The organism is Micromonospora sp. NPDC047074 (assembly GCF_040643815.1).
In the GTDB taxonomy this organism is placed as follows: domain Bacteria; phylum Actinomycetota; class Actinomycetes; order Mycobacteriales; family Micromonosporaceae; genus Micromonospora.
Genome location: NZ_JBEYVB010000025.1, coordinates 13,437 through 39,037 on the forward strand (window position 1 = coordinate 13,437; position 25,601 = coordinate 39,037).

Here is a 25,601-nt window from a genome sequence, read left to right on the forward strand (position 1 = left end):
CCTTGGCCCACGCCCGGGCGAAGGTGCCCGGGCGTGGCGGGGGCCGCAAAGCGGTGCCGGCCGGGGCGACGGTGGCCACCCCCGATGGCTCATCCACCGAGCCGCCCGACGCCGCCGATGAAGGCCGCCCGCTCGGCGTCCTCGGCGCTGTCGGGGGACTCGGGGCGCCACTGCGGCACCCAGACCACGCCGGGGTCGACCAGCTCGAAGCCGTCGAAGAGGTCGGTCAGCTCGCCCCGGCTGCGGATCCACAGCGGATTGTCGGTCCGCCGGTAGACCCGTTCGGCCTCGCTGAGCTCGTCGTTGCCGCGGCCGTCGCCGCTGGTCTGCGAGAGCACCAGGTGGCTGCCCGGCGCCAGCGCCTTGCGCAGTGTCCGCAGCAACTCGGCCGGCCGGTCGTCGTCGGGCACGAAGTGCAGCACCGCCACGATCATCACGGCGATCGGCTGGTCGAAGTCGAGCAACCGGCGGACGTCGGGGTGGGCGAGGATCCGCTCGGGGTGGCGCAGGTCCTCCTGCACCACCACGGCACGGTCGTTGCCCTCCAGGATCTCCCGGCTGTGGGCCACCGCCACCGGGTCCACGTCGACGTAGACCACCCGGGCGTCGGGGGCGTCCCGCTGGGCGATCTCGTGCACGTTGCCGACGGTCGGGATGCCCGAGCCGATGTCCAGGAACTGCCGGACCCCGGCGTCGAGGAGGAACTGCACCGCGCGGCGGAGGAACGCCCGGTTGGCCTGCGCCATGAGCGGGGCCTCCGGCACCGCCGCCACCATGGCCTGGGCCGCCGCCCGGTCGACGGCGAAGTTGTGCGAGCCGCCGAGATAGTAGTCGTACATGCGGGCCACGCTGGGGCGTTCGATGTCGATCCCGTCGGGTGCCCAGTCCGGCCGCTGCATGCGCTCACCCCTCTTGTCGGTGTGCGGAAATCGATGCCCGCGCGGGTATTCTGCCGGCAGGCCGCCCGGGAGACCATAGCGCGCCGGGTCGGCCGGTGACGACGCGCTCGATGCGACGACGACAGGCCCGCACCGCCGCCGGCGGCACGGACCTGTCGGTGGTACGTCGTCGGGTTCCGACCGGGGAGCGGTCAGAACTTCGGGGCGTCCGGAGCCTCGAGCAGACCGAGCCGCAGCGCGGTCATCAGGGCCTGCGCCCGGTTGGCCGCGCCCAGCTTCTCGTAGAGCTTCGAGATGTGGGTCTTGGCGGTGGACTCGCTGACGAAGAGCTGCTTGGCGATGCCCGCCACGCTCATCCCGTCGGCGAGCAGCCGCAGCACCTGACCCTCGCGGGGGGAGAGCTGCGGCCCGGACGGGGCCAGCCGGCGCTTCATCGCCTCGGCGAGGTCGGCGGCGGTGAAGGCGCTGGGGGAGGAGGCGGCGTGCCGGGCGGCGGCGACCACCTCGTCGGCCGGCGCGGTCTTGGGCACGAATGCGCTCGCCCCGGCCTCCAGGGCACCGAAGAGCTGGTCGTCGCCCGCGTACATGGTGAGCACGACGATGCCCATCGAGGCGCTCGACTTGCGTAGCGCCCGGGTGGCCTCCAGGCCGCTGCCGTCGGGCAGCCGCAGGTCCATGATCACCACATCCGGCTGCAGCGCACCGGCCTGGCGTACGCCCTCCGCCGCCGTGGCGGCCTCGCCGACGACCTCGAACTGCCGGTCACGCTCGAACGCGTGCCGCAGGCCCTTGCGGATCAGGTCGTGATCGTCGACAAGGAGGACCTTGGTACGGGTCGCCGGTGTCGGACTTGTGGTCATCCTCGGGTTACTCCCCTTCTGCTGCCGCTACGCTACCGCGCACGTTATCGCGCCGGGGCGACGAGCCGAGCACCACCGCCACGGTCGTGCCGCTCGGTTGCCGCGGCCTGATCTCCAACCGGCCCCGGATACGTTCCGCTCTCTCGGCCATGATCGCAAGGCCGTAGTGCCCGTCGGAGCGCTGGTCAGCGATCCCCTGACCGTCATCCGACACTTCGATTTGCGCGTACGGCGGGTCGACCTCACAGGTGACCCAGAGATTCGAGGCGCCCGCGTGCTTGCGCGCGTTGGTGACCGCCTCCTGGGCGATGCGCAGCAACTCGGCCTCGGTGGCGGCGGGCAGCCGGGCGGTGGACTCGTCCAGGGACAGGTGCACCCGCAGCCCGCCGGCGGAGCCGACCGTGCGGGCGTACTCGGCGATCGCGGCGGCCAGCCCGCCGTGCCGGTCCACCTCGCTGCGCAGCTCGAACAGGCTCAGCCGCAGCTCGGTGATCACCCGGGTCACCTCGTGCCGCAGGGCGCGCAGGCTCTCGGCGGTCTCCTCGGCGTCGTCGTGCACGGTGGCCAGGGCGTTGTCGATGCCGTAGCCGACCATCACCAGCTCCTGCGCCACCCCGTCGTGGATCTCCCGGGCCAGCCGCTGCCGCTCCTCGTTGGTGGCCAGCGAGCGGACCTCGTCGAAGAGCAGCGCCGCCTCCAGCCGCAGCGCGGCCGGGCGGGTCAGCCCGGTCACCCGGGACACCACCGCGGGCGGGTACGCCTGCGCCGCGTCCGCCTCCATCACCACCAGGCCGACCGTGCGCACCCCGGCCACCAGCGGGACGATCAGGGCGGAGACGTCGCCGCCGCGGTGCGACCTGGCCTGCGACCGGGCGGCGGTGTGCGGCTGCTGGCTGGCCCATGCGTCGGCGATGGCGGAGTCCGCGTCCAGCGTCGTCTCCCAGTCGACCCGGTCCACGCCCACCTGGGCGAGCACCACCAGCCGGCCGCCGCCGCTGGCCGACAGCACGGCCGCCCGGTCCGTCGGGGCCACCGTGCGCAGCTCCTCCAACAGGTGCTCGGAGATGCCCCCCGGGTCGAGGGTGGCCCCGGGCAGCTGCCGGGCCACCGTGCGCAGCTGGGTGAGCAGCCGGGTCGCCTCGGCGTACGGCTGGGGTTTGCCCTCGTTGCGTACCTGCATCACCTGGTGCAGGCCGCTGGCGGCGGCGAGGCCGAGCCCCGCCAGGATCAGCCACTGGGCGCAGACCGTCAGGTAGCCGAGCTGGGCGAGTTGCCGGTCGCCGTCGACCTCGGTGAGCGCGCCGGCCACCAGCAGGGTGGCCGCGGCGACCGCCAGCAGGGCGGCGCCCTCGCGGAACCGGCGGCGCAGCGCGGTGACCGTCACCGGGACGGCCAGGTAGGGCAGCACCGCCGAGGCGCCCAGCCCGCCGAGATCGCCGCCGACCGAGGCGACGGCAGCGACCTGGCTCGCGGCCAGCCCCAGCAGCACGACCTCGGCCACCCGGCTGAGCGGGCCGAGCGGCCGGTGCTCGGGCGCCAGCAGCGCGGGCAGCCCGGCGACCGCCAGCAGCGCGATCCACCAGAGCTGGCTGGGCTCGCCCGTGGCGAGCAGGGTCAGGACGGCGATGAGCGCCAGCATGACCACGCGCGCGGCGGCGGCGAGGGGATGCGGTTGGGGCCGGGTGGGTGTCGAGGCGGGCACGTGACGGATCGTAGTCAGCGTTGGTAGATGTCGGCGATCTCCGCCGCGTACGACTTGTGGACCACCTGCCGCTTGACCTTCAGGGACGGCGTCAGCTCGCCGGTCGCCTCGGTGAAGTCGTGGGGCAGGATCCGGAACACCTTGATCGCCTCGGCCTTGGAGACCGCCCGGTTGGCGGTGTCGACGGCGCCCTGGATCTCCGCCCGCAGCCCCTCGTGCTCACGCAGCTTCTCGACGGGGGTGTCCGCCGGCAGGCCGGCCGAGGCCAGCCACTGCGGCAGTGCCTCCTCGTCGATGGTGACCAGCGCGGCGATGAACGGCGCCCGGTCGCCGACCACCACGCACTGGCTGACCAGCGGGTGGGCCCGGACCTGGTCCTCCAGGACGGCCGGGGCGACGTTCTTGCCGCCGGCCGTCACGATGATCTCCTTCTTGCGGCCGGTGATGCTCAGGTAGCCGTCGTTGTCGAGCTGACCCAGGTCGCCGGTGCGGAACCAGCCGTCGGCGCTGAGCGCCTCGGCGGTCGCCGCCTCGTTGCGCCAGTAGCCCTGGAAGATCAGGTCGCCGGCGATCAGGATCTCGCCGTCGTCCTCGATCCGGATGGTGACCCCGGGCAGCGGCCGGCCGACCGAGCCGATCCGGGTGGCGTCGGGCAGGTTCGCGGCGGCGGCGGGGGAGGTCTCGGTCAGGCCGTAGCCCTCGCACACGTTCACGCCGATGCCGCGGAAGAAGTGACCCAGTCGGGCGCCGAGCGGGGCGCCGCCGGAGATGGCGTCCCGGCACCGGCCGCCCAGCGCCGCCCGCAGCTTGCGGTAGACCAGCTTGTCGAAGAGCGCGTGCTGGGCGCGCAGGGCGAGGCCGGGCCCGCCGGCGGTCTCCAGTGCCTCGCTGTACGCGATGGCGACCTGCTCCGCCCGGGCGAAGATCTTGCCCTTGCCGTCGGCCTCGGCCTTCTGCTTGGCCCCGTTGTAGACCTTCTCGAACACCCGGGGGACCGACAGCACGAAGGTGGGCCGGAACTCCTGCAGCTCGCCGACCAGGTTCTTGGTGTCGGCGCAGTGCCGCATCGTGGCCCGGGCCTGCACCACGCCGATCTGGATCAGCCGGGCGAAGGCGTGCGCCAGCGGGAGGAACAGCAGGGTCGAGGCGCCCGGCCCGAACAGGTTGGGCAGCACCGGCACCGCGTTGGCGATGTCGGCGTACATGTTGCGGTGGGTCAGCACGCAACCCTTGGGCCGGCCGGTGGTGCCGCTGGTGTAGATGATGGTGGCGACGTCGTCGGCTCCGAGGGCGGACCGCCGCCGGTCGATCTCGGCCGGGTCGACCGTGTCGCCGGAGCGGACCAGTTGGTCCACGGCGTCGAGGTCGATCTGCCAGACGTGGCGCAGGTCGGGCAGCCGGTCCCGGACGCCGGCGACCAGGGTGGCGTGTGCGCCGGTCTCCACCACGCAGCCCACCGCGCCGGAGTCCGCCAGGATCCAGGCGGCCTGGTCGGCGCTGGAGGTCTCGTAGATCGGCACGGTGATCGCGCCGGCCGCCCAGATCGCGTAGTCCAGCAGGGTCCACTCGTAGCGGGTGCGGCTCATCAGGCCGACCCGGTCGCCGGCCTGGACACCGGCGGCGACCAGGCCCCGGGCCGCCGCGACGACCTCGTCGCGGAACTGCCGGCAGGTGACGTCGACCCAGGTGGTCGCCGTGCCGTTCGTCGCACCGGGGCGCACGAACTGGACCTCGTCCGGGGCGACCGCGGCGTTGTCCCAGACCGGATCGGTGAGGTTGGCCGCGTCGCCGATGGTGATGATCGGCGGGACGGAGAACTCGCGCACCTGCACTCCCTCGTGCTCACACTGGCCGGGACCGGCCGCCACCACGGGCCGGCTCCGTCGAAACTACCCGCCCCGGCGGGCAGGACGAAAAGGCAGGTCGCCCAGCCTGTCCGCGGGGGCCGTCCCGGGAGCCGTCCCGGCGCGGGGCGAGGGCTCCCGGCGTGCCGGGGGCGGCGCGACGTGGGCGCCGCCGACGCCGGGTAGCCTCGCCCCATGGCGGACTCCTCCACCCAGTCGATCGTCATCGACGCGTCACCGGACCAGGTGGCGGCGGTCATCTGCGACTTCCCGCGCTACCCGGAGTGGACCGAGGCCATGCGGCGGGCGGAGGTGATCGAGGAGTACGAGGACGGCTACGCCAGCCAGGTCCGGTTCACGATCGACGCCGGCGTGATGGCCGACGAGTACGTGCTGGTCTACGAGTACGCCGAGGACATCTCCCGGATCGAGTGGCACCTGGCGGCGCCCTCCCGGATGCAGAAGTCCCAGCGTGGTTCGTACGACCTGGTGGAAAACGCGGACGGCAGCACGACGGTGACCTACACCCTGGAGGTCGAGCTCTCCGTCGGGATGCTCGGCATGTTCCGTCGCAAGGCAGAGAAGATGATCATGGACGCGGCGTTGAAGCAGCTCAAGCTCCGGGTAGAAGCACCCGGTGCGGCACAGTGACGCGTCCGGCGGCACGGTAGGGGAGCCGACCATGGGTGCAACGGATCCGGGTTCGGCCCGGGAAGAGGCGGAGCGGCTGGTCGCCACCGCGCTGGCTGCCGCCCGCCTGGCAGCGGCCGCCCCCTCGAAGGGCGACTGGGGTCCGCTCGGTGGGATCGTGTCGAGTGTCCTCGGTCACAACACCGCCCCGGGCGCATCGGCCGGGCCGACCGCGGGTGGTTTCGCCACCGGCGCACCGGAGTGCTGCGTATGCCCGGTCTGCCGCGGTATCGCGGCGTTGCGTGACCCGAGTCCCGAATTCGCCGAGCGCCTTGCCACCGGCGCGGGCGACCTGGCCGCCGGGGTGGCCAGCCTGCTGCGGGCCTTCGCCCAGCCCGGGCCCGCCGCCGACGCCTCCGCCGGGCCGGCGGCGACCCCCGCCGGGGAGGGCGAGGCCGACCACGTGTGGCGCGAGGCCACCCGTAGCGGGCATGATTCTCAGCCGGCACCGGAGCGGGACGTCTGGTCCGCCGCCACACGGGCGGAGGACAGGGCCGCCCCGGCCGCCGTGCCGCCCGTCGACGTCGCCGGGCCGGCCGCTCCGCCGACGGCCCGGACGTCGGCCGACGGGCCCGTGGTGCCCGCGTCCCGGGCACCCGGCGGCGAGGGCGAGCAACCTCCGGGCGACGGGGCCTGACCAACGCACATCCCGACCACCCGCCGGTCGTCCGCCGGCGGCTGGTGCGGGCGGCACAGCAGAGGGGAGTGGCGGCGGTGACGCTGACCATCGGAGTCGACGTCGGTGGCACGAAGGTGGCCGGTGGTGTCGTGGACGCCGCCGGCACGGTCCTCGTGCAGGCCCGACGGGACACCCCCGCCGACGACGTCGCCAAGACCCGGGACGTCATCATCGAACTGGTCACCGAGCTGGCCGCCGGGCACGCGGTCGAGGCGGTCGGCATCGGCGCGGCCGGCTGGATCGACGCCAGCCGCTCCACCGTGCTGTTCGCGCCGAACCTCGCCTGGCGGGACGAACCGCTGCGGGACTACGTGAGCGCCGCGACCGGCCTGCCGGTGATCGTGGAGAACGACGGCAACGTGGCCGCCTGGGCGGAGTTCCGGCACGGCGCGGCCCGCGACGCCGACGACTCGATGGTCATGTTCACCATCGGCACGGGTGTCGGCGGCGGCATCGTGCTCGGCGGTGAGCTGCTGCGCGGCGCCAACGGCATCGCCGCCGAGCTGGGCCACATGCTGACCGTGCCCGACGGCCACCAGTGCGGCTGCGGCCGGCTCGGCTGCATCGAGCAGTACGCCAGCGGCAGCGCCCTGGTGCGGTTCGCCCGTGCCGCGGCCCGGCAGGAACCGCACCGCGCCGGCACCCTGCTGGAGCTGGCCGGCGGCGAGGCCGAGGCGGTCACCGGGCCCATGGTCACCGCCGCCGCGCAGGCCGGCGACCCGGTCTCCACCGAGGCGTTCGCGCAGGTCGGCCGCTGGCTCGGCACCAGCCTCGCCGACATGGCGCAGATCCTCGACCCGCAGGTGCTCGTCGTCGGTGGTGGCGTGATCGACGCGGGTGACCTGCTGCTCGGCCCGACCCGCCGGTCGTTCGCCGACGCCCTCGCCCAGCGAAGCCGCCTCCCGGTCGCCGAGATCCGGCCGGCCGAGCTGGGCAACACCGCCGGCGTCATCGGGGCCGCCGACCTGGCCCGCCGGGTCTGAGGCGGTGGCCGTGACGCAGAGCCCGGGCGTGCCGCTGCGCGTCGTGTCGTACAACATCCACAGCCAGCGCGACGACACGGCCGCGCTGGCGGCGGTGGTCCGGGACGTCCGGCCCGACGTGGTGATCGTGCAGGAGGGACCGCGCCGGTTCCGGTGGCGGCAGAAGTCGGCGGCGCTGGCCGAGTCGTTCGGCCTGGTGGTGGCCGCGGGCGGGCTGCCCGCGCTGGGAAACCTGCTGCTGACCAGCCTGCGGGTGCGGGTCGGGGTCACCCGGTGCCAGCGCTTCCCGCTCACCCCGGGCCGGCACCTGCGCGGCGCCGCGTACGCCGAGTGCGTGGTCCCCGGCGCGGCCCCGGTCACCCTGGTCGGGTCGCACCTGTCCACCGACCCGGCCGAGCGGCCCGGCCAGGCCGCGCTGCTCAAGCGCGAGCTGGACGCCGCCACCGCGCCGGTGATCGCCGCGGCCGACCTGAACGAGGGGCCGGACGGGCCCGCCTGGTCCACTGTGGCGCGAGGGCTGACCGACGCCGCCGTGGCGATGGACCGGGCCGACCGGCTCACCTACTCCTGCGCGGACCCCCGGCGGCGGATCGACGCCCTCTTCGTCGACCCGCGGATCACCGTGGCCGACTACGACGTGGTGGACACCCCGCAGACCCGCCGCGCCAGCGACCACTTTCCGGTGCTGGTCGACCTGCTGTTACCCGCGGACGACTGACCGTCCGCCGCGCCCGGGGCTGGACAATTCGCCCCGTTGTGGAGAGGATGCTGCGCGACCCGGCACTCGTGCCGCACAAAAGGAGATCCCCGGTGTCCACCTCCACCGACCACGGCCGGCCCGACCCGGAGGCGAGCACGCTCGCCCTGACCCGCGACGGCCGGCCGGTCTCCGACCGGGGCGACACCGTCTGCGTCATCGGTGCCGGGGCCAGCGGCCTCACCGCTATCAAGAACCTCAAGGAGCACGGCTTCGGCGTCGACTGCTACGAGCGGGAGACGGGCGTCGGCGGCGCCTGGAACTGGCGCCACGACCGCAGCCCGGTGTACGCGAGCACGCACCTGATCTCGTCGCGGCCGTTCACCCAGTTCCCCGACTTCCCGATGCCGGACGACTGGCCGGACTACCCGCACCACAGCCAGCTCCTGTCCTACTTCGAGCGGTACGCCGACCACTTCGACCTGCGCGGGCACATCTGGTTCGGCACCGAGGTGGTCCGGGTGGAGCCCGTGGCGGGCGACCGCTGGGACGTGACCACCCGCAGCACCGGTGGCTACGGCCCGGAACGCACCTCCCGCTACGCGGCGGTGCTGGTCGCCAACGGCCACAACTGGTCGCCGAAACTGCCCCGCTACGAGGGGCTGGAGGAATACCGGGGCGAGGTCATGCACGCGTCGTCCTACAAGGACCCGGCGCAGCTGCGCGGCAAGCGGGTGCTGGTGGTCGGCGCAGGCAACACCGGGTGCGACATCGCCGTCGAGGCCGCCCAGCAGGCGTCGCGCTGCTGGCACTCCACCCGCCGGGGCTACTGGTACGCCCCGAAGTACGTCCTCGGTCGACCCGCCGACCAGGTCAACGACGCGCTGCTGGCGCTGCGCGTGCCGCTGCGGGTACGGCAGTGGCTCTACCACTGGACGCTGCGGCTGACGGTCGGCGACCTGACCCGGTTCGGCCTGCCGAAGCCCGACCACCGGGTCTACGAGACGCATCCGATCGCCAACAGCCAGCTCGTCTACCACGTGGGCCACGGCGCGATCACGCCGGTGCCGGACGTCGCCCGCTTCCGCCCGTACGCCGTCGAGCTCTCCGACGGCCGGGAGATCGACCCGGAGCTGGTCGTCTTCGCCACCGGCTACCTGCCGCGCTTCGAGTTCCTCGACCCCGGGGTGCTCGGCGACGACGCCGGGACGGGCCGCCCCAAACTCTGGCTCAACGCGTTCGTCCCCGGTCACCCCACGCTGGCCGTGGCCGGGCTGGTGCAGCCCGACTCGGGCATCTTCCCTCTGTCGCACTGGCAGGCGGTCCTCTTCGCCCGGCTGCTGCGGTTGCGGGTGACCCGCCCCGACCGGGCGGCGGCGTTCGCCGCCCGGGTGTCGGCGAAGGCGGGGGAGCGGTACGCCGGGCCGGTCAAGGACAGCAGCCGGCACTGGTTCGAGGTCGGCCACGCCGACTACCTGCGCGCAGTCCAACGTGCCCTGCGCGCCCTGGAGAGTGCCCGTTGAGTGAGCTTGCGAGCCCCGCAGTCGCGAACGAAAGGCCTATCCCGTGAGTCAGCAGGTGCGGATCATGCGGGGGCGGGAGTGGGCCCGCCCGATCCGCCCGGTCCGGCGTGAGGTGCTCGGCGTGGCCCCCGAGGCGGAGGAGGGGCGCCCGCCGCTGCTCTTCGTACCTGGCTTCGGGCACGGGGCCTGGGCGTTCGCCGAGCACTGGCTCGGCCACGCCGCGTCCCGGGGGTTCCCGGCACACGCGTTGAGCCTGCGCGGGCACGGCGGCAGCGGGCCGGCGCCGGAGGCGACGCTGCGGGCGTACGCCCACGACGTGGCCCAGGCGGCGGCGGGCCTGCCGCGGCAGGCGGTGCTCGTGGGGCACGGCGCGGGGGCCCTCGTGGTCGCCCACGCGCTGGCCCGCTACCCGGCCCGGGCCGCGGTGCTGGTGGCGCCGGTGCTCGGCGGCTGGGCGACGTTCGGCGCGGCGCTGCGCCGCAACCCGGTCGGCACGGTGCCGGCGGTGTTCGGCGGGCCGCTGCGGCTCAGCCGCCGCCAGCTGTTCAGCCGGGAGCTGCCCGATGCCGACGCCCGGCGGTACACCGGGCGGCTGGGCCGGGCCGGCCGACGGGCCCAGTGGCAGCTGCTGACCGGGCGGGCCGCGGAGTCGCCGGTGGGCGACCCTCCGGTGCTGGTGCTCGGCAGCCCCGACGACCGGGTCGTCCCGGCGGCGGCGTTGACCCGGGCGGCCCGGCGGTACGGCTCGGCGCCCCTGCTCTTTCCCGGCATGGGGCACGACATGATGCTCGACGCGCGGTGGCGGGAGCCGGTCGACGCGATCCTGGACTGGCTGGAGAAGGACCCGGCGCCGGCCAGCCGGCCCTGACCGACCGGGCCGCGCCCGACGTCAGCCGGCGGCGCCCAGCCGGGTCAGCAGCGAGCCGCTGTCGTCGAGGGCGGCGAGGTAGGAACGGGCCCACGCCCGGATGTCGTGCTGGTGCAGGTGCGCCCGCATGGACCGCATCCGCTCGCCGCGGTCGTCGGGGTCCGCCCGCAGCGCCGAGAGCAGCCCCTGCTTGAGCCCTTCCAGGTCGTGCGGGTTGACCAGGTAGGCCTGCGACAGCTCGGCGGCGGCGCCGGCGAACTCGCTGAGCAGCAGCGCGCCCGTGTCGTCCACCCGGGCGGCGACGTACTCCTTGGCGACGAGGTTCATGCCGTCCCGCAGCGGGGTCACCGCCATCACGTCGGCGACCCGGTAGAGCGCGGCCAGCTCGGCGCGGTCGAACGGCTGGGTCAGGTAGTGGATGGCAGGCTCGCCGACCCGGCCGAACTCGCCGTTGATCCGCCCGACCTCGCGTTCGACCCGCTCGCGGAGGATCTGGTACTGCCCGACCCGCTCCCGGCTGGGCACCGCCACCTGCACGAGCACGGTGTCGCGCACCTTGACGTGCCCGTGGGCGATCAGCTCGCTGTACGCCTTGAGCCGCTGCTCGATGCCCTTGGTGTAATCCATCCGGTCGACACTGAGGATCACCTGCTCGGGGCTGCCGAGGTCGCGGCGCAGCCGGGCGGCCCGGTCGGCCACGTCGGGCCGGGTGGCCAGCGCGGCCATCTCGGCGGTGTCGATGGAGACGGGAAAGGCGCCGATCCGGACCACCCGGTCGTCGACGGCGATCCGCCGGTCGGTGGCGGGCAGGTCGAGCACCTTGGCCACCAGTTGGGCGAAGTTGTGCGCGGCCTGGGACCGCTGGAAGCCGACCAGGTCGGCGCCGAGCATCCCGCGCAGCAGCTCGGCCCGGCGGGGGAGCTGCATGAACAGCTCGGGCGGCGGGAACGGCACGTGCAGGAAGAAGCCGATCCGCAGGTCCGGCCGCAGGGCCCGGAGCAGGCCGGGCACCAGTTGCAGGTGGTAGTCCTGGATCCAGACCACCGCGCCGGGATCGGCCACGTCGGCCGTCGCCTCGGCGAACCGCTGGTTGACCCGCTGGTAGGCCTCCCACCAGCGCCGGTGGTATTCCGGTTGCTCCACCGAGTCGTGGTAGAGCGGCCAGAGGGTGGCGTTGGCGAAGCCCTCGTAGTGGTCGCGCAGGTCTTCGGCGGTCAGTGGGACGGTGTGCATCCGGACGCCGTCCACGTCGGGCAGGTCGGGCGCCGGGCCGGTGCCGCCGGCCCAGCCGACCCAGGTTGCCGGGGTGTGGCGCAGCAGGGGGTGCAGGGCGCTCACCAGGCCGCCGGGGCTGCGACGCCACTCGCAGGCACCGTCAGGCGCCACACTGTCGTCGATGGGCAGGCGGTTGGCCACCACCACGAGGGAACTCTGTCGCATCTCGGGCATTCCGATCAGCAGGGGAGTGACCGCCGCAGCGGAGGAACAACCGGGCAGTCAGCGAGGGATGTGACGGACAGCGGTATTCCTACTGACAGTAAGTTACACCAGTGTTGCGCACGGCGTGTGGGTCGGCCGTCGTCCCGAAATGCGGACGCCGGCCGGGGCTCGGAGTCGGTCAGACGACCGCGCCGTCGTCCGGGTCGCGCTCGTCGTCGTCGCCACCGGGGCGCAGCCGCCAGATCAGCGAGACGAAGCCGGCGAGGATGCCGGTGAACCCGAACAGGTTGACCACCGACGGGTCGGCCACCGGGAAGAGCGACGGAAACAGGAAGAGCACGAAGCCGACCACGATGGCCAGCACCCCGACCACCGTGTACTTCGAGAAGCGCGGCAGGGGCGGGGGCGGCGGCGGGGTGTAGCGCTCGTCCTCCGACTCGTCGTCGGGCAGGTCCGCGCCGAAGGTGTCCAGCCCGTCGAGCAGCGACGGCTCGTCCTGCCTGCCCCGGGAGAGGGAGACACCCGAGATGTCCGCCGCGTACGGCAACCGGCGTACGTCGGTGGCGGTCGGGCCGGCGGGCTCCTCGGGCGTGCCGAGCGTCACCGTCCCGCTGGCCGGCCCGGGCGTGTCGTCCACGTCCTCGGCGGCGGGCCAGGGGTTGTCGCCGTCACGCGGCGCGGTGTGGAAGCCGGCGACGATGCGGGCCCACTCGGCCTCGATGTCCGGCTCGTCGTCCCGGGCCCGCTCGGTCGCCGTCTCGTCGGCGAGCTGGGTCAGGTAGTCCCGGGCGGTCGTCAGGTGCGAGCGGTCGACGTAGAGCCGGTCGACGGGGCGGGCGGGCACGGTGGTGGTGCGGGTGACCGGATTCAGGTCGGCCGAGGGCTGGAGGTAGGCGGCAATCCCGCCGGCGGCGAGGACGTCGAGCAGGTGCTCGCCGACGCGCGGATCCACGTCGCCCGCGATGGCGTACTCACTCGCGTCGAGCCCGTTGTCCCGCCGTCCCCGGCGGGCACCACCCGCTGACACCGGACATCCTCCTCATCACGCGCCCGCGGCGCGGCCGCCTGAGCCCCCTCGGCGCCGACCGCGCGCCGTGCCTTGAATCGTGACACGTCGGGGGCCCGTTCCGGGAGTGCCTTGTGGCGCGGCGTACCAAGTCGCGGCCTTGGCGCAGGTGGTGACCGGGTCCCTATGTCCGTTCTTGCTGACTGCACTCCAACCGATCCCCCTGCTGCCGGTGGCGCCGGTGCCGGATCAGCGCGGATCGGGGGTCGCTCCCGGTCGTACCAGGCCGCTCTCGTACGCCGCGACGACGAGCTGGGACCGGTCCCGGGCGTCCAGCTTGGCGAGCAGCCGGCTCACGTACGTCCGGGCGGTGGCCGGGCTGATGTGCAGGACCGCGCCGATCTCGTCGTTCGACCTGCCGGTGCCGACCTCGGCCAGCACCTCCCGCTCCCGGGCGGTGAGCGACCGCAGCCGGGCCGGGTCCGGCTCCCGGCCCCCGGAGCGCACCGCGGCCATGACCCGTCGGGTCACCGCCGGAGAGAGCAGGGCCTCCCCGGCCCGGACGATCCGCACCGCCTGTCGCAGCTCCTCCGGGCCGGTGTCCTTGAGCAGGAAGCCGGACGCGCCGGCCCGGATCGCCTCGAAGACGTACTCGTCGGTGTCGAACGTGGTGAGCACGACGACCCGCACGTCGGCGAGCCGGTCGTCGGCGACGATCCGGCGGGTGGCCTCGATACCGTCGGTGCCGGGCATCCGGATGTCCATCAGCAGGACGTCCGGCCGCTCGGCGACCGCCAGCCGGTACGCGGTGTCGCCGTCGGCGGCCTCGCCGACCACCTCGATGTCCGGCGCCCGGTCCAGCAGGGCCCGCAGGCCGGTGCGGACCAGGTGCTGGTCGTCGACGAGCCCTACTCGGATCACGGCACCCCTCCCAGGGGTAGTTCGGCGCGTACCTCGAAGCCACCGCCGGTGCGGTTGCCCGCGGTGACGGTGCCCCCGAGAAGTGCGGTGCGCTCCCGCATGCCGCCGAGCCCGTGCCCGCGCGGGACGTCCTCGCGCTGCCCACGGCCGTCGTCACGGACGGCGAGGCCGACGGCGCGGGAGTCGCGGACGAGGTCGATCTCGACGGTGGTCGCGTCGGCGTGGCGCAGGGCGTTGGTCAACGCCTCCTGGATCAGCCGGTAGGCCGTCGAGTCGACGGCGGCGGGCAGGCCGGTCAGTTCGCCCCGCCGGTGGACGGCGATCCGCAGGCCGGTGCTTCGCGCGCCGGCGACCAGGGCGTCCAGCCCGGCCAGCCCCGCCACCGGCTGCCGCGGGTCGGTCCCGGTCGGGTCGCGCAGCAGCCCCAGGGTGGTGCGCAGCTCCCGGGCGACCTCGGTGGTGGCCGCCCGCACGTGTCCCAGAGCGGCGCGGGCGGCCGGCGGGTCGTCGTCGAGAGCCTCGTCGGCCACCCCGGCGTGCAGCGAGATGACGGAGATGTGGTGGGCGATCACGTCGTGCAGGTCGCGGGCGATCCGTAGCCGCTCCTCCTCGACCCGGCGCGTCGCCTCCCGGGCGTGGTCGCGCTCCATCTGGCGCAGCCGCCACCGCTGCTCCCGGCGCCGCAGCCGCCGGGAGCGGACCCCGTCGCCGAGGGCGATGGCGGCGGCCATGGTGGCGACGCTGGAGGCCAGCTCGAAGCCGACGAGGTACGCGACGCTCTCGCCCTGCGCCGTGCGGAACGCGGTGGAGACGACGAGCAGGCCGAGCCCCACGAGCACCGCCCAGCGCAGCCGCCCCGCCTCGGCCGCCGAGTAGAGCGCCGCGGCGAGGGGCAGGGCCAGCCCGACCGGCGGATAGTCGGCCATGTAGTAGGCCACCAGGCCGGCGGCGCTGGCGAGCAGCACGGCCACCGGTGCGCGGCGGCGGGCCAGGGTGAGCGCGCCGAGCCCGAGGGCGAACAGGTAGGCGGGGAGGTCGCGGCCGCGGTCGCCACCCAGGTTCGCGGTGATCGCCGCGCTCACGACGATCGACACGGCGGCGCCGACGAGCAGGTCCCGCACGGTCTCCCGGGAGAGCCGGCCGAACCCGGCAGCCCTCGGCCCCGCACTCCGCTGCGCCTCGTCCACCCCCACGTCCCCGAGCCTAGGTGCCGCCGGCCCCGGCCGGATCCCACCGACGTCCCGACCGGCGGTCGCCCCGCGTCGTATCCGCGACCCCTGGCGGTACGTCGACAGGCGACACCGGGTGCCGCTCGTGAGCCGATGGCGGGTCCCGGCGTGCTCCGTAGCGTGGGCGCCGACACCGCCCGGCGCCCGGCGAACAGACCCCGTCATCCAGGAGGTTCGACCATGACGACCGACACTGTCCGCCCGCCCACCGGGCGGGCGAGCGTGTTCCAACGGGTGGGCGACTGGTCCTACCGGCGTCGCTGGACAGCCCTCGTGCTGTGGGTCGTCGTGCTGTTCGGCGCCAGCGTCGCCGCGCAGGCCGTGGGCGACGACTACCGCAACGACTTCTCCCTGCCCGGTACGGAGTCCCAGCAGGCGTTCGACACGTTGCGGCAGCGGGCCCCGGTCTCGGCCGGCGAGACGATCCAGATCGTCGTGCAGGACCGGGACGGGCTGACCGGGGCGGCGACCCGCGCCCGGGTGGAGACGATGCTGGCGGAGGTCGGTCGGCTTCCGCACGTGGCGGCCGTGCAGAGCCCGTACGCCGGCTTCGGCGTCTCGGCCGACGGCACCGTCGGCTACGCCACCGTGACCCTCGACGGGGTGGCCGCCGAGGTGCCGGCCGACGACGTACGCGCGATCATGGATGCGGCGGCGGGAGCGGCGGGTGACGGGCTGCGGGTCGAGGTCGGCGGGGCGCCGGTACGGGCGGTGCAGGAGGGCGGCGGAGGCGCCGCCGAGGGAGCCGGCCTGCTCGCCGCACTCGTGATCATGGTGCTGCTCTTCGGCTCCCTGGTCGCCGCCAGCCTCCCGGTGGTCATCGCGGTCTTCGCCGTGGGCACCGCCCTCGGGTTGATCGCCCTCGCCTCGCACCTCGCGACGATCGCCGACTTCACCGCACCGCTGATGATGCTCGTCGGCCTGGGCGTGGGCATCGACTACGCCCTGCTGATCTTCTCCCGCTACCGGTCGGAACTCGCCCGGGGCGTGCCCCGGCAGGAGGCCGCCCGGATCGCGCAGGACACCGCCGGCCGGACCGTCTTCTTCGCCGGCTGCACCGTGATCGTGGCCCTGCTCGGCCTGGTCGTCCTCGGCCTCGGGTCGTTGCAGGGCGTCGCGGTCGCCGTCGCGTTGACGGTCCTGGTGACGATGCTCGCCTCCCTCACCCTGCTCCCGGCGCTGCTGTCGCTGACCGGCCGGCGCGTCGAGCGGTCGGTGCGCGCCCGCGAGTCCCGGGGGCGCCGGCCCGAAGGAACGTGGTGGCGGCGCTGGGCCGCCGGGGTGCAGCGCCGCCCCTGGTGGGGCGCGCTCGTGCCGTTCGTGGCGCTGCTCGCGCTCTCCGCCCCGGCGCTCGACATGAACCTCGGCTTCGCCGACGCCGGCAACGACCCGGCGTCCACCGACAGCCGGCGGGCGTACGACCTGCTGGCGGAGGGCTTCGGCCCGGGCTTCAACGGCCCGCTGCTGGTCGTGGTGGAGGGCGCCGGAGCCGACGCCGGCGCGGCCCGGGACGCCATCGCCGCCACGCCGGGGGTCGCCGAGGCGGTCCCGCCCAGCGCGGCCGGCCCGGGGATATCCACAATCGTCGTGCTGCCGGAGTCCAAGCCGCAGGACGAGGCGACGATGGACCTCGTGCACCGGCTGCGGGACGACGTGCTTCCGCTGCTGGCCCGCGACAGCGGCGCCCGGTTCCTGGTCGGCGGTGGCACCGCCGCCACGGTGGACTTCGCCGAGGCGGTGGCGGCCCGGCTGCCGCTGTTCGTACTCGTCGTGGTCGGACTGTCCACCCTGCTCCTGATGGTCGTCTTCCGGTCCATGCTCATCCCGTTGAAGGCCGCGGTCCTCAACCTGCTCAGCGTCGCCGTGGCCCTGGGCGTGACCACGCTGGTCTTCCAGCGGGGCGCGCTGGGCGTGGAACCGGGACCGATCGAGGCGTACGTCCCGGTCATGGTCTTCGCCATCGCCTTCGGTCTCTCGATGGACTACGAGGTCTTCCTGCTCTCCCGGATGCAGGAGGTGTGGCACGACGGCGGGGACGCGTCCCGGGCGGTCCGGGAGGGGATCGCGACGACCGGTCGGGTGGTCACCGCCGCCGGGGCCGTCATGGTGGTGGTCTTCGCCGCGTTCATGCTCAGCCCCACCCGGATGCTCCAGCAGTTCGGCCTCGGGCTGGCGGTGGCGATCGTCGTCGACGCCCTGGTCATCCGGTGTCTCATCCTGCCCGCGGTGATGCAACTGCTCGGCCGGCGCGCCTGGTGGCTGCCCCGGTTCCTGGCCCGGATCGTGCCCGAGGTCGCGTTGGAGCGCCGGCCGGAGCGCCCCGCCGGCTAGGCTCGGCGTCCGGAATGGACGGTGGCGCGCGCCGTCGCGATCCGTCGTGGCGGGCCGGGAGGCCGTTGTGGCGGCCCGCCCCGGGTTCGTAGGCTCATGCCACGACGGCCCGCGGCGACCGCGGCGGCGTCGCGACACCTCTGGGAAAGGACGCCGGTGCTGTACTGGCTGATGAAGTACGTCCTCCTCGGCCCGCTGCTGAGGCTGGTCTTCCGCCCGCAGGTCGAGGGGCTGCAGCACGTGCCCGACACCGGGCCGGTGATCCTCGCCAGCAACCACCTGTCGTTCTCCGACTCGATCTTCACTCCGCTGGTCGTACGGCGGCGGGTGACGTTCATCGCCAAGGCCGAGTACTTCACCGGCAAGGGCGTCAAGGGCTGGCTGACGAAGATGTTCTTCGTCGGTTCCGGCACGATCCCGGTCGACCGCTCGGGCGGCCAGGCGGCGCGGGCGGCGCTGGACACCCAGTTGCAGGTGCTGCGCGCCGGTGGCATCGCCGGCATCTACCCCGAGGGCACCCGGTCGCCGGACGGCCGGCTCTACCGGGGCAAGACCGGCGTGGCCCGGCTGGCCCTGGAGAGCGGTGCCCTGGTGGTCCCGACGGCGATGCTCAACGCCGACGAGATCCAACCGCCCGGCAAGCTGATCCCCAAGATCGCCCGGGTGCGGATCCGGTTCGGCCCGCCGCTGGACTTCTCGCGGTACGCCGGAATGGCCGGCGACCGGTTCGTCGAGCGCGCGGTGACCGACGAGATCATGTACGAGCTGATGGAACTCTCCGGCCGCGAGTACGTCGACCGGTACGCCCAACGCGCCAAGACCCCACCCGCCGCCCCACCCCCTCGCCACCCCGTCCCCGCCTGACCCCGCCCTGTCCTCCTCCTTCCTCCTTCCTCCTTCCTCCTCCACGGTTCGAGGACGCCTACGCGCACGCGAGATTCACCCGAACCACCCCTGGGCGTCGATCTTGCACTTTGAGCCCTCGCTATGGGGCATTCGTGCCTATTGTCGGGGCGGAAAGTGCAAGATCGACGCGGCGAGGGCGCGACGCGGCGAGGGCGCGGCGCGGGCGCGGCGGGGCGAGGGCGCGGCGCGGGCGGTGGGGGTTAGCTGGCCAGGGCGGGGTTGGCTGGGGGGCGGGCCAGGTTCAGCAGGGCGGGCGCGTCGTTGCGTGCCGCGAAGGCGCGCAGCTCGGCCAGCTCGGGGCGGCCGGCCGTCGGCTCGCCGGCCCGTTCCAGTTCGACCGCCGCGAAGGTGAGCGCCAGCATCCGGTCCGTCACGTCCGGGATGCCGGCGTAGATCTCGGCGCCGGCAAGGTGCAGCTCGGCGGCCCGCCGGTGGTCGCCGTCCGCGGCGGCCAGCGCACCGGTCACCGTCCGCCGAGCCGCCTCCGACCAGGGCGTGCGGTGGCCCACCCGGTCCAGCATCGCGCGTACCCGTGCCGCCGCGTCCCGCCCGGCGAGGCTGGCCGCGTACCCGGCTGCCGGGATCCACTCGCCGCTGGCGATGGCGGGCACCACCGACCAGGAGTCGGCCAGCTCGTCAATCAGCGCCGTCGCCTCCTGCCGGCGTCCCTGCAGGGCCCGGCAGAGCGCGCCCATTCCCAGCATCGTCCAGTGCGGCCGATGGAAACCGCTGCGCCGGGCGGCGTCGAGGGCCGCCGCCACGTCGTCGCTGAACGTGGCGGCGGCATCGTCGTCGGAGTGGGAGCGCGCCGGCGGCACCCGCTCGCCGCGCAGTACCAGCAGGCAGGAGCGCAGGCCGCGGACCTGCATGTCCCAGCTGCCGGTCGGGGTGTCCACGAACGCCTCGGCGGCGGCCAGCAGCCGGTCGAAGTCGCCCTCGAACCAGGCGCGCATCGCCTCAGCCGAGTAACTCGTGGTCAGCGTCTGCCCGCTGGCCTTGCGGGTCGGCGACGACGAGAGCAGGGCGTCCGAGCGCAGCCAGTCGCCCTCCTCGCAGACGGCGTAGGCGAGGTTCTGCATGGCCCGGGGCAGGGCGATCAGCTGGCCGGCGCGGCTGAACTCGACGATGCTGTGCAGGTCGTCCAGGCCGGACCGGTCACCCGCCTGGTAGCGGGCGACGGCCGAGGTGATCCGGGCGTTGGTGCGGGTCTCGGTCAGCCGCAGCCGTTCGCCGATCTCCGCCGCCCGGTCGGCTGCGGCGACCGCCGGGTCCCGCTCGTAGTTGAGCATGTGCAGCCGGCCCAGCTCGGCGTAGGCGTCCGCCTTCTGCGGGCTGTCCGGCAGCGGGTCGAAGAGCTCGACAGCCCGGTCCAGGCAGGCGAGCGCGGCGGCCCGGTCGGCGCGCAGCCACGCGGCCTGACCGAGCAGCGTCCAGGCGCGCGCCGCGCAGGCGTCGTCGTCGTGCGCCAGCAGCCGGTCCGCCAGCGCCTGCACCTGCTCCGGCCCGCCACCGGAGAGGAAGGCGTTGCCGTCGCGGTAGAAGGAGATCTCGGTGCTGAGCAGTTCGAGTTGGAGCCGGTCGAGCGGGTCGGAGTCGTCGGCCAGCCCGAGCGCCCGGCCCGCGTGGCTCGCCGCGGCGTCGAGGCTGTGCAGCGCGTACGCCCGCCGGGCCGCCCGGTGCAGCGCGGCCCGGGCGGCCCCGGCGAACCGGCTGATCTCCATGCCCAGCGTCCGGGCGATCTCGTGGGCCGCCCACCGGTGGTGGGCCAGCACCTCCGCCAGGTCGGTGTCCCGGCTCTGCGAGAGCATGTCCAGCCACTGCGCCGTGCGTTCGTGCCGCGCCACCCGCTCGGTACGGGGCAGCCGCTGGTAGCAGACGTCGCGTACCAGCACGTGCCGGAACCGGTACTCCGGCTGCCCCGCCATGGTGGAGGCGGCCTGCTCGTGCACGAAGTCGCGCTGCTCCAGCCGGCGCAGCGCGCGCTCCACCGACTCGACGGGCTGCCCGAGCGCGGCGGCCACCGCGCCCGGCCAGAACTGCACGCCCACCACGGCGGCGGCCAGCAGCACCGTGCGTTCCTTGGCGTCCAGCAGGTCGATCCGGTTGGCGATGACGGCGTGCACGCTCTCCGGCATCGGCAGGTCGAGGTGCTTCTCCAGCGACCAGCCCCGCCCCGACTGGCGCAGCGCGCCCTGCTCGATCAGCATCCGCACGTACTCGTGGGCGTAGAGCGGGTTGCCGCCGGCCACCTCGATCAGCGGGGTGAGCATGTCGGCGGAGAACGCCGCCCGACCGAACATGTGGGCGTAGAGCGCGGCGATGCCCGTGTCCCGCAGCGGGGGCAGGGTGATGGTCACCGAGCCGGTGATCGTGCCCGCCCAGCTCGGGTCCCGGTCGACCAGTTCCGGGCGGGCGGTGCAGAGCAGCAGCAGCGGCACGTCCCGGGCTGCGGTGCCGAGCAGCTCCACGAAGCGCAGCATCGCGTCGTCGGCCCAGTGCAGGTCCTCGAAGACCAGCACGGTCGGCCGGCGCGCGGCCAGGGCCAGCAGGAAGCGCCGCCACGCCGACTCGGTCTCCTCGGCCGGCAGCGGGGTCCCCGGCAGGCCCACCAGGGGCCGCAGGGCGTCCACGAGGCGTTGCCGCTCGCCGGGCCCGACCAACTCGCCGACGGCCGAGGCGAGCCGCTGGGCGGCGCTGGACGCCGGGTCGGTGTCCAGGATGCCGGCCTCGGACTTGACGATGTCGGCCAGCGCCGCGAACGCCACGTTCTCGCCGAACGGCGGGCACCGCCCGATCCGCCAGGTCAGCGGCTCGTCGACCAGCCGGTCCACGTGCCGGTACAACTCCCGGACCAGCCGGCTCTTGCCCAGCCCGGCCCTGCCGAAGACGGTCACCACCTGGGGTCTCCGGTCACGCAACGACCGGTGCAGGGCGTTGACCAGCATCCCCAGCTCGTGTTCCCGGTCGATCAGCGGCGTGGTGTCCGGCTGCCGGTCGGTCGGCTGGCGGCGTACCGGGGACAGCGCCAGCCACACCTCGGTCGTCGTCGACCGCCCGCGCAGGGTGACCGGCGGCTGCTCCGAGTAGCGGATGGCGTCCCGGGTGAGAGCGTGCGTCGCGCCGCAGACCAGCACCCCGCCCGGCGGCGCGACGGACTGCATCCGGGAGGCCGTGTTGACCACGTCGCCGGCCACGATCGCCTGACCGCCGTCGCGGGCGGCGGCCACGTCGACAAGCGCCTCGCCGGTGGCCACCCCGACGCGGAAGCGCAGCGTGTCCGCGCCGGTGGGGGTGAACCGCGTCAGCACCCGTTGCAGCTCCAGGCCGGCCCGCACACAGCGCAGCGCGTCGGTCTCGGTCGCCACCGGCGCCCCGAACAGCGCCATGACGGCGTCGCCGATGTACTTCTCGACCACCCCGCCGTACTGCCCGACGACCCGGCGGGCGGCCGAGAAGAAACCGGTCTGCATGCCGCGGACCAGCTCCGGATCGGCCCGCTCGACGTACGGGGTGAAGTCGATCAGGTCGACGAAGAGCACGCTGACCCGGCGGCGGTCCTCCTGCGGGGTCGCCTGCCGGTCGGTGCCCGGCCGGGCCGCTCCGCAGGAGGTGCAGAACGCCACGTCCCGGGCGAGCGGTCGCAGGCAGTGCGGGCAGACCGCGCCCAGCTCGTTGCCGCAGCCGCCGCAGAAGCGGTCGCCCGCGGCAGCCGTGCGTCCACAGCGGTCACACTGCGTGGCGATGACACCCTCCACTGGTGGTCCCGCCGGTGCCGGGATCGGCACCGTTGCCGTGTCAGTATCTCCGTAGCTCCAGCTGTCGGGTACCGGGCTGTTGGCTTGTGGACAGTCCACCGGCCGGTCCTGCCGTTACAGTCAGGCGGCTGATTGTCGACCGTTGACCACAGGGGGATTGCCCGATGGTGTACGTGATGTTGCAGAGCGACTGGACCGACGGTAACGGGGTGAGCCACCTCGCGGGCGACTCCGTCGACGTGGACGCCGCCACGCTGGCCGCGCTGCAGGCGCAGGGCATCGTCAGCGAGCAGTCCGGTGGCGGCAAGGACGGCACGGAGTGGGTCGGGCCGGGCAGCACGGAGTGGGTCGGGCCGGGCAGCGCCACGCCCTGACACCTGACGCAAGAAGGGCCGGAGCAGTTGCTCCGGCCCTTCTTCGCGTACGCCTCAGCGCTCGCTCATGCCGGCGCGGCGGCGCAGCGCCGCCACGTCGGTGACCACGATCCGCCGGCCCTCGGTCCGCAGCCAGCCCCGGTTGGCGAACGACCCGATCGCCTGGTTGACGCTCTGCCGCGAGCCGCCGGCCATCTCCGCGAGCTGGCTCTGGTTGAGCTCGATCGTGATCATGGGGGCCTGGCTCTCGCCGGCCAGCCGGACCAGGGTCTTGGCCACCCGGCCGGGCAGGTCAAGGAAGACGTGGTCGGCGTTCTGCTCGGTCAGCCGGCGGATCAGCCCGCCGAGCGAGCGCATCACCGCGTCGAGGATGCGCGGGTTGGAGTGCACCAGCTCCATGAACGCGCCCCGGGACAGCGCGAGCGCCGCGCAGTCCTCGATCGCCTCGGCGGAGGCCGAGCGGGTGGAGGCGTCGAGCAGGGAGACCTCACCCAGCACGTCCGGTGGACGGATGACCGACAGCACCGCGCGCTCGCCGGTCGGCGCGGTGCGGAAGACCGCGACCGCACCCCGGCGCAGCACGATGAGCGACTCGCCGGGGTCGTTCTCCACGAAGAGCAACTGACCCTTGCGGTACGTCCGGGGGACCGCGGCGGCGATCACCCGCTGCCGGACCTCCGGCTCCAGCCCGGCGAACATCTCCACACCTGTGAGCGCGTCACCCGGCTCCGGCAGGCGCATCTCCACGGCCCAACCCCTCCCCGGTCCAGGACCACAACTCGCTCACCGGGTGAACCTGAAGGCCCTCGACGAGGTGAACTGACACCGGTTCGGCGTCCGGTAGCGGTACACATCAGATCATGACTGTCCAGTTGCTTGCTGTACACCCCTCAAATCACTTCCGTGACACTCCCGAGCTGCGGCGACCGGGTCCGGGAGAGGCCGATCCGTCCCGTTCCGCCGTCTCCGGGGCCGCCGTGCGCGGCGGACCGACCCCCGCCCCGGTCGTCGGGGCGGGCGTGGGCGAGGATGGCGGTGATGGTCTACCGCTACTTCTACGACTGCGAGTTCATCGAGGACGGCCGCCTCGTCGACCTGGTGTCGATCGGCGTGGTCGACGAGTACGGCCGGGAGTTCTACGCCGTCTCGACCGAGTTCGACGACTCGCGGGCCGTGCCCTGGGTGCGCCGCAACGTGCTCGACAAGCTGCCCTCCCCGGCCGACCGTGCCTGGCGTTCGCGGGAGCGCATCCGCGACGAGCTGTACGACTTCCTCGTCGAGCCGGTCCGCGGCCGCCCGGGCGAGCAGTTGGAGCTCTGGGCCTGGTACGCCGCGTACGACCACGTCGCCCTGGCGCAGCTGTGGGGTGCGATGCCGGCGCTGCCCCGGGAGATCCCCCGGTTCACCAAGGACCTGCGCCAGCTCTGGGACGACCGGGGCCGGCCGTCGCTGCCGGACGCCGCCTCGGCGCGGCACGACGCGCTTGTCGACGCCCGGCACAACCTGGCCCGCTGGCGGGCGATGACCGGCACGAGGGCCTGACCGGTGCCGGGCCGGATGCCGGTGCGCGGGCGGGGGAGAACCGCGAGATCGGCTACCGGCCGGTAGGTCGGTCGGCTGGTGGGAGCGGCCCGGGGCGCGGTGTCGGCGGATGCCCACGGCGACTACAGTGCGCTCTGACGGCCCGCCCCGGGCCGGCAACGGCGCCGATGGTCTGATCCGACACATATCCTGGGGCAAATCGGGCTTCACCTGATGCTCCCAGGAGGATGAGCAGATCATGCGTATCGGCGTGCTCACCGGCGGCGGCGACTGCCCAGGTCTCAACGCGGTCATCCGGGCGGTGGTCCGCAAGGGCGTCGCCAGCTACGGCCACGAGTTCGTGGGTTTCCGGGACGGCTGGAAGGGCCCGTTGGAGGGCCTGTCCCGCCCCCTGGGCATCGCGGAGGTCCGCGGGATCCTGCCGCGCGGCGGCACCATCCTCGGTTCGTCCCGGACGAACCCCTTCAAGATCGAGAACGGCGTCGAGCGGATCAAGGACAACCTCGCCGCGCAGGGCGTGGACGCGCTCATCGCGATCGGCGGCGAGGACACCCTCGGCGTGGCGACCAAGCTGCACGAGCTCGGCGTCCACGTGGTCGGCGTGCCGAAGACGATCGACAACGACCTCGGCGCCACCGACTACACCTTCGGCTTCGACACCGCCGTCAACATCGCCATGGAGGCGATCGACCGGCTGCACACCACCGCCGAGAGCCACCACCGCACCCTGGTGGTCGAGGTCATGGGCCGGCACGCCGGCTGGATCGCCCTGCACGCCGGCCTGGCCGGTGGCGCCAACGTGATCCTGCTGCCCGAGCGGCAGTTCGACGTCGAGCAGGTCGCCGGCTACGTCGAGAAGCGCTTCCAGCACCAGTACGCGCCGATCGTCGTGGTCGCCGAGGGCGCCCAGCCGCTGGACGGCCAGATGGTCCTGCACAACCAGGAGCTCGACGCGTTCGGCCACGTCCGCCTCGGCGGCATCGGCCAGTGGTTGGCCGAGCAGTTGGAGGCCAAGACCGGCAAGGAGGCCCGCACGGTCGTGCTCGGGCACATCCAGCGCGGCGGCACCCCGAGCGCCTTCGACCGGGTGCTCGCCACCCGGCTCGGCCTCCAGGCGATCGACGCGGTGCACGAGGGCGACTGGGGCAAGATGGTCGCCATGCAGAGCACGGACATCGTCCGCGTTCCGCTGGCCGAGGCCACCCGCGAGCTGAAGACCGTGCCGCTGGAGCGGTACGCCGAGGCCGAGGTCTTCTTCGGCAGCTGATCGATCCACGGCGTGGGGGGGGGGGGGGGGGGGGCCGGCCCCGGGGGGCCCGGGGGGCGCGGGCGCGGCGCGGGGCGGCGGGGAG

The 25,601-nt window shown here is 74.0% G+C and carries 21 protein-coding genes; 11 read left to right on the plus strand and 10 right to left on the minus strand.

What is annotated here, in order from left to right; genetic code table 11:
- Nucleotides 1–89: 89 nt before the first annotated feature.
- The 4 genes from ABZ809_RS23990 to ABZ809_RS24005 form a co-directional block, all read right to left on the minus strand.
- Entirely contained in the window at nt 90–899 is an 810-nt protein-coding gene (locus ABZ809_RS23990; RefSeq protein ID WP_357564818.1) for an SAM-dependent methyltransferase, read from the minus strand.
- A 191-nt stretch (nt 900–1,090) separates the two neighbouring features.
- The gene (locus tag ABZ809_RS23995) at nt 1,091–1,759 is read right to left on the minus strand and encodes a response regulator transcription factor (protein ID WP_007072219.1); all 669 of its coding nucleotides are present in this window, start codon (nt 1,757–1,759) and stop codon (nt 1,091–1,093) included.
- Between the two features lie 7 nt (nt 1,760–1,766).
- Nucleotides 1,767–3,461, minus strand: coding sequence for a GAF domain-containing sensor histidine kinase (locus ABZ809_RS24000; RefSeq protein WP_357564819.1), 1,695 nt, complete (start codon nt 3,459–3,461; stop codon nt 1,767–1,769).
- Between the two features lie 14 nt (nt 3,462–3,475).
- Nucleotides 3,476–5,287, minus strand: a complete 1,812-nt coding sequence (locus tag ABZ809_RS24005) for a long-chain fatty acid--CoA ligase (protein ID WP_357564820.1) — start codon at nt 5,285–5,287, stop codon at nt 3,476–3,478.
- 213 nt (nt 5,288–5,500) lie between these two features.
- Between ABZ809_RS24005 and ABZ809_RS24010 the strand changes: the two genes are divergently transcribed.
- The 6 genes from ABZ809_RS24010 to ABZ809_RS24035 all read left to right on the plus strand — a co-directional run bounded on the left by ABZ809_RS24010 (nt 5,501) and on the right by ABZ809_RS24035 (nt 10,745).
- Nucleotides 5,501–5,956 (plus strand): SRPBCC family protein, encoded by a 456-nt coding sequence (locus tag ABZ809_RS24010; RefSeq protein ID WP_357564821.1) that lies wholly within the window; start codon nt 5,501–5,503, stop codon nt 5,954–5,956.
- 31 nt (nt 5,957–5,987) lie between these two features.
- Nucleotides 5,988–6,632, plus strand: coding sequence for a hypothetical protein (locus ABZ809_RS24015; protein WP_357564822.1), 645 nt, complete (start codon nt 5,988–5,990; stop codon nt 6,630–6,632).
- A gap of 77 nt (nt 6,633–6,709) precedes the next feature.
- Nucleotides 6,710–7,657: an ROK family glucokinase gene (locus ABZ809_RS24020; RefSeq protein WP_357564823.1), complete on the plus strand. Its 948-nt coding sequence runs from the start codon at nt 6,710–6,712 to the stop codon at nt 7,655–7,657.
- A 10-nt stretch (nt 7,658–7,667) separates the two neighbouring features.
- A complete protein-coding gene (locus ABZ809_RS24025) occupies nt 7,668–8,375 on the plus strand; it encodes an endonuclease/exonuclease/phosphatase family protein (protein ID WP_357564824.1) in 708 nt (235 codons plus the stop codon).
- Nucleotides 8,376–8,467: 92 nt separating this feature from the next.
- Nucleotides 8,468–9,877, plus strand: a complete 1,410-nt coding sequence (locus ABZ809_RS24030) for an NAD(P)-binding domain-containing protein (RefSeq protein ID WP_357564825.1) — start codon at nt 8,468–8,470, stop codon at nt 9,875–9,877.
- Between the two features lie 43 nt (nt 9,878–9,920).
- Nucleotides 9,921–10,745 (plus strand): alpha/beta fold hydrolase, encoded by an 825-nt coding sequence (locus ABZ809_RS24035; RefSeq protein WP_357564826.1) that lies wholly within the window; start codon nt 9,921–9,923, stop codon nt 10,743–10,745.
- A gap of 21 nt (nt 10,746–10,766) precedes the next feature.
- On the opposite strand, the gene ABZ809_RS24040 is transcribed toward ABZ809_RS24035, so the two are convergent.
- From ABZ809_RS24040 to ABZ809_RS24055, 4 genes are all read right to left on the minus strand, one after another.
- Entirely contained in the window at nt 10,767–12,185 is a 1,419-nt protein-coding gene (locus ABZ809_RS24040; protein WP_357564827.1) for a trehalose-6-phosphate synthase, read from the minus strand.
- 178 nt (nt 12,186–12,363) lie between these two features.
- Entirely contained in the window at nt 12,364–13,212 is an 849-nt protein-coding gene (locus ABZ809_RS24045) for a DUF308 domain-containing protein (RefSeq protein WP_357564828.1), read from the minus strand.
- A 228-nt stretch (nt 13,213–13,440) separates the two neighbouring features.
- A complete protein-coding gene (locus ABZ809_RS24050) occupies nt 13,441–14,112 on the minus strand; it encodes a response regulator transcription factor (RefSeq protein WP_357564829.1) in 672 nt (223 codons plus the stop codon).
- On the minus strand, nt 14,109–15,305 hold the full coding sequence (locus tag ABZ809_RS24055) for a histidine kinase (protein WP_357564830.1): 1,197 nt from the start codon (nt 15,303–15,305) through the stop codon (nt 14,109–14,111). Before ABZ809_RS24055 ends, ABZ809_RS24050 begins: the two co-directional genes overlap by 4 nt.
- A 216-nt stretch (nt 15,306–15,521) precedes the next feature.
- Between ABZ809_RS24055 and ABZ809_RS24060 the strand changes: the two genes are divergently transcribed.
- Together ABZ809_RS24060 and ABZ809_RS24065 are read left to right on the plus strand one after the other, a co-directional pair.
- A complete protein-coding gene (locus tag ABZ809_RS24060; protein WP_357564831.1) occupies nt 15,522–17,672 on the plus strand; it encodes an MMPL family transporter in 2,151 nt (716 codons plus the stop codon).
- A 156-nt stretch (nt 17,673–17,828) separates the two neighbouring features.
- Nucleotides 17,829–18,536 (plus strand): lysophospholipid acyltransferase family protein, encoded by a 708-nt coding sequence (locus tag ABZ809_RS24065; RefSeq protein ID WP_357564832.1) that lies wholly within the window; start codon nt 17,829–17,831, stop codon nt 18,534–18,536.
- A gap of 242 nt (nt 18,537–18,778) precedes the next feature.
- Here ABZ809_RS24065 and ABZ809_RS24070 read toward each other — a convergent pair whose 3' ends face one another.
- On the minus strand, nt 18,779–22,333 hold the full coding sequence (locus ABZ809_RS24070) for an adenylate/guanylate cyclase domain-containing protein (protein WP_357564833.1): 3,555 nt from the start codon (nt 22,331–22,333) through the stop codon (nt 18,779–18,781).
- Nucleotides 22,334–22,497: 164 nt separating this feature from the next.
- On the opposite strand from ABZ809_RS24070, the gene ABZ809_RS24075 reads away from it, so the two are divergent.
- The gene (locus tag ABZ809_RS24075; protein WP_357564834.1) at nt 22,498–22,707 is read left to right on the plus strand and encodes a hypothetical protein; all 210 of its coding nucleotides are present in this window, start codon (nt 22,498–22,500) and stop codon (nt 22,705–22,707) included.
- Nucleotides 22,708–22,761: 54 nt separating this feature from the next.
- On the opposite strand, the gene ABZ809_RS24080 is transcribed toward ABZ809_RS24075, so the two are convergent.
- Nucleotides 22,762–23,454, minus strand: coding sequence for a Crp/Fnr family transcriptional regulator (locus ABZ809_RS24080; protein ID WP_121400498.1), 693 nt, complete (start codon nt 23,452–23,454; stop codon nt 22,762–22,764).
- A gap of 291 nt (nt 23,455–23,745) precedes the next feature.
- On the opposite strand from ABZ809_RS24080, the gene ABZ809_RS24085 reads away from it, so the two are divergent.
- Nucleotides 23,746–24,249, plus strand: a complete 504-nt coding sequence (locus tag ABZ809_RS24085; protein ID WP_357564878.1) for a polyadenylate-specific 3'-exoribonuclease AS — start codon at nt 23,746–23,748, stop codon at nt 24,247–24,249.
- 238 nt (nt 24,250–24,487) lie between these two features.
- Complete coding sequence (locus ABZ809_RS24090; protein ID WP_357564835.1) at nt 24,488–25,516, plus strand: 6-phosphofructokinase; 1,029 nt, start codon at nt 24,488–24,490, stop codon at nt 25,514–25,516.
- The last annotated feature ends 85 nt before the right edge of the window (nt 25,517–25,601 follow it).

Bases quoted from the DNA above. Each gene is read 5' to 3' on its own strand.
- ABZ809_RS23990 (WP_357564818.1), bottom strand. From the start codon at position 899: ATGCAGCGGCCGGACTGGGCACCCGACGGGATCGACATCGAACGCCCC.
- ABZ809_RS23995 (WP_007072219.1), bottom strand. From the start codon at position 1,759: ATGACCACAAGTCCGACACCGGCGACCCGTACCAAGGTCCTCCTTGTC.
- ABZ809_RS24010 (WP_357564821.1), top strand. From the start codon at position 5,501: ATGGCGGACTCCTCCACCCAGTCGATCGTCATCGACGCGTCACCGGAC.
- ABZ809_RS24015 (WP_357564822.1), top strand. From the start codon at position 5,988: ATGGGTGCAACGGATCCGGGTTCGGCCCGGGAAGAGGCGGAGCGGCTG.
- ABZ809_RS24040 (WP_357564827.1), bottom strand. From the start codon at position 12,185: ATGCGACAGAGTTCCCTCGTGGTGGTGGCCAACCGCCTGCCCATCGAC.
- ABZ809_RS24060 (WP_357564831.1), top strand. From the start codon at position 15,522: ATGACGACCGACACTGTCCGCCCGCCCACCGGGCGGGCGAGCGTGTTC.
- ABZ809_RS24075 (WP_357564834.1), top strand. From the start codon at position 22,498: ATGGTGTACGTGATGTTGCAGAGCGACTGGACCGACGGTAACGGGGTG.
- ABZ809_RS24085 (WP_357564878.1), top strand. From the start codon at position 23,746: ATGGTCTACCGCTACTTCTACGACTGCGAGTTCATCGAGGACGGCCGC.
- ABZ809_RS24090 (WP_357564835.1), top strand. From the start codon at position 24,488: ATGCGTATCGGCGTGCTCACCGGCGGCGGCGACTGCCCAGGTCTCAAC.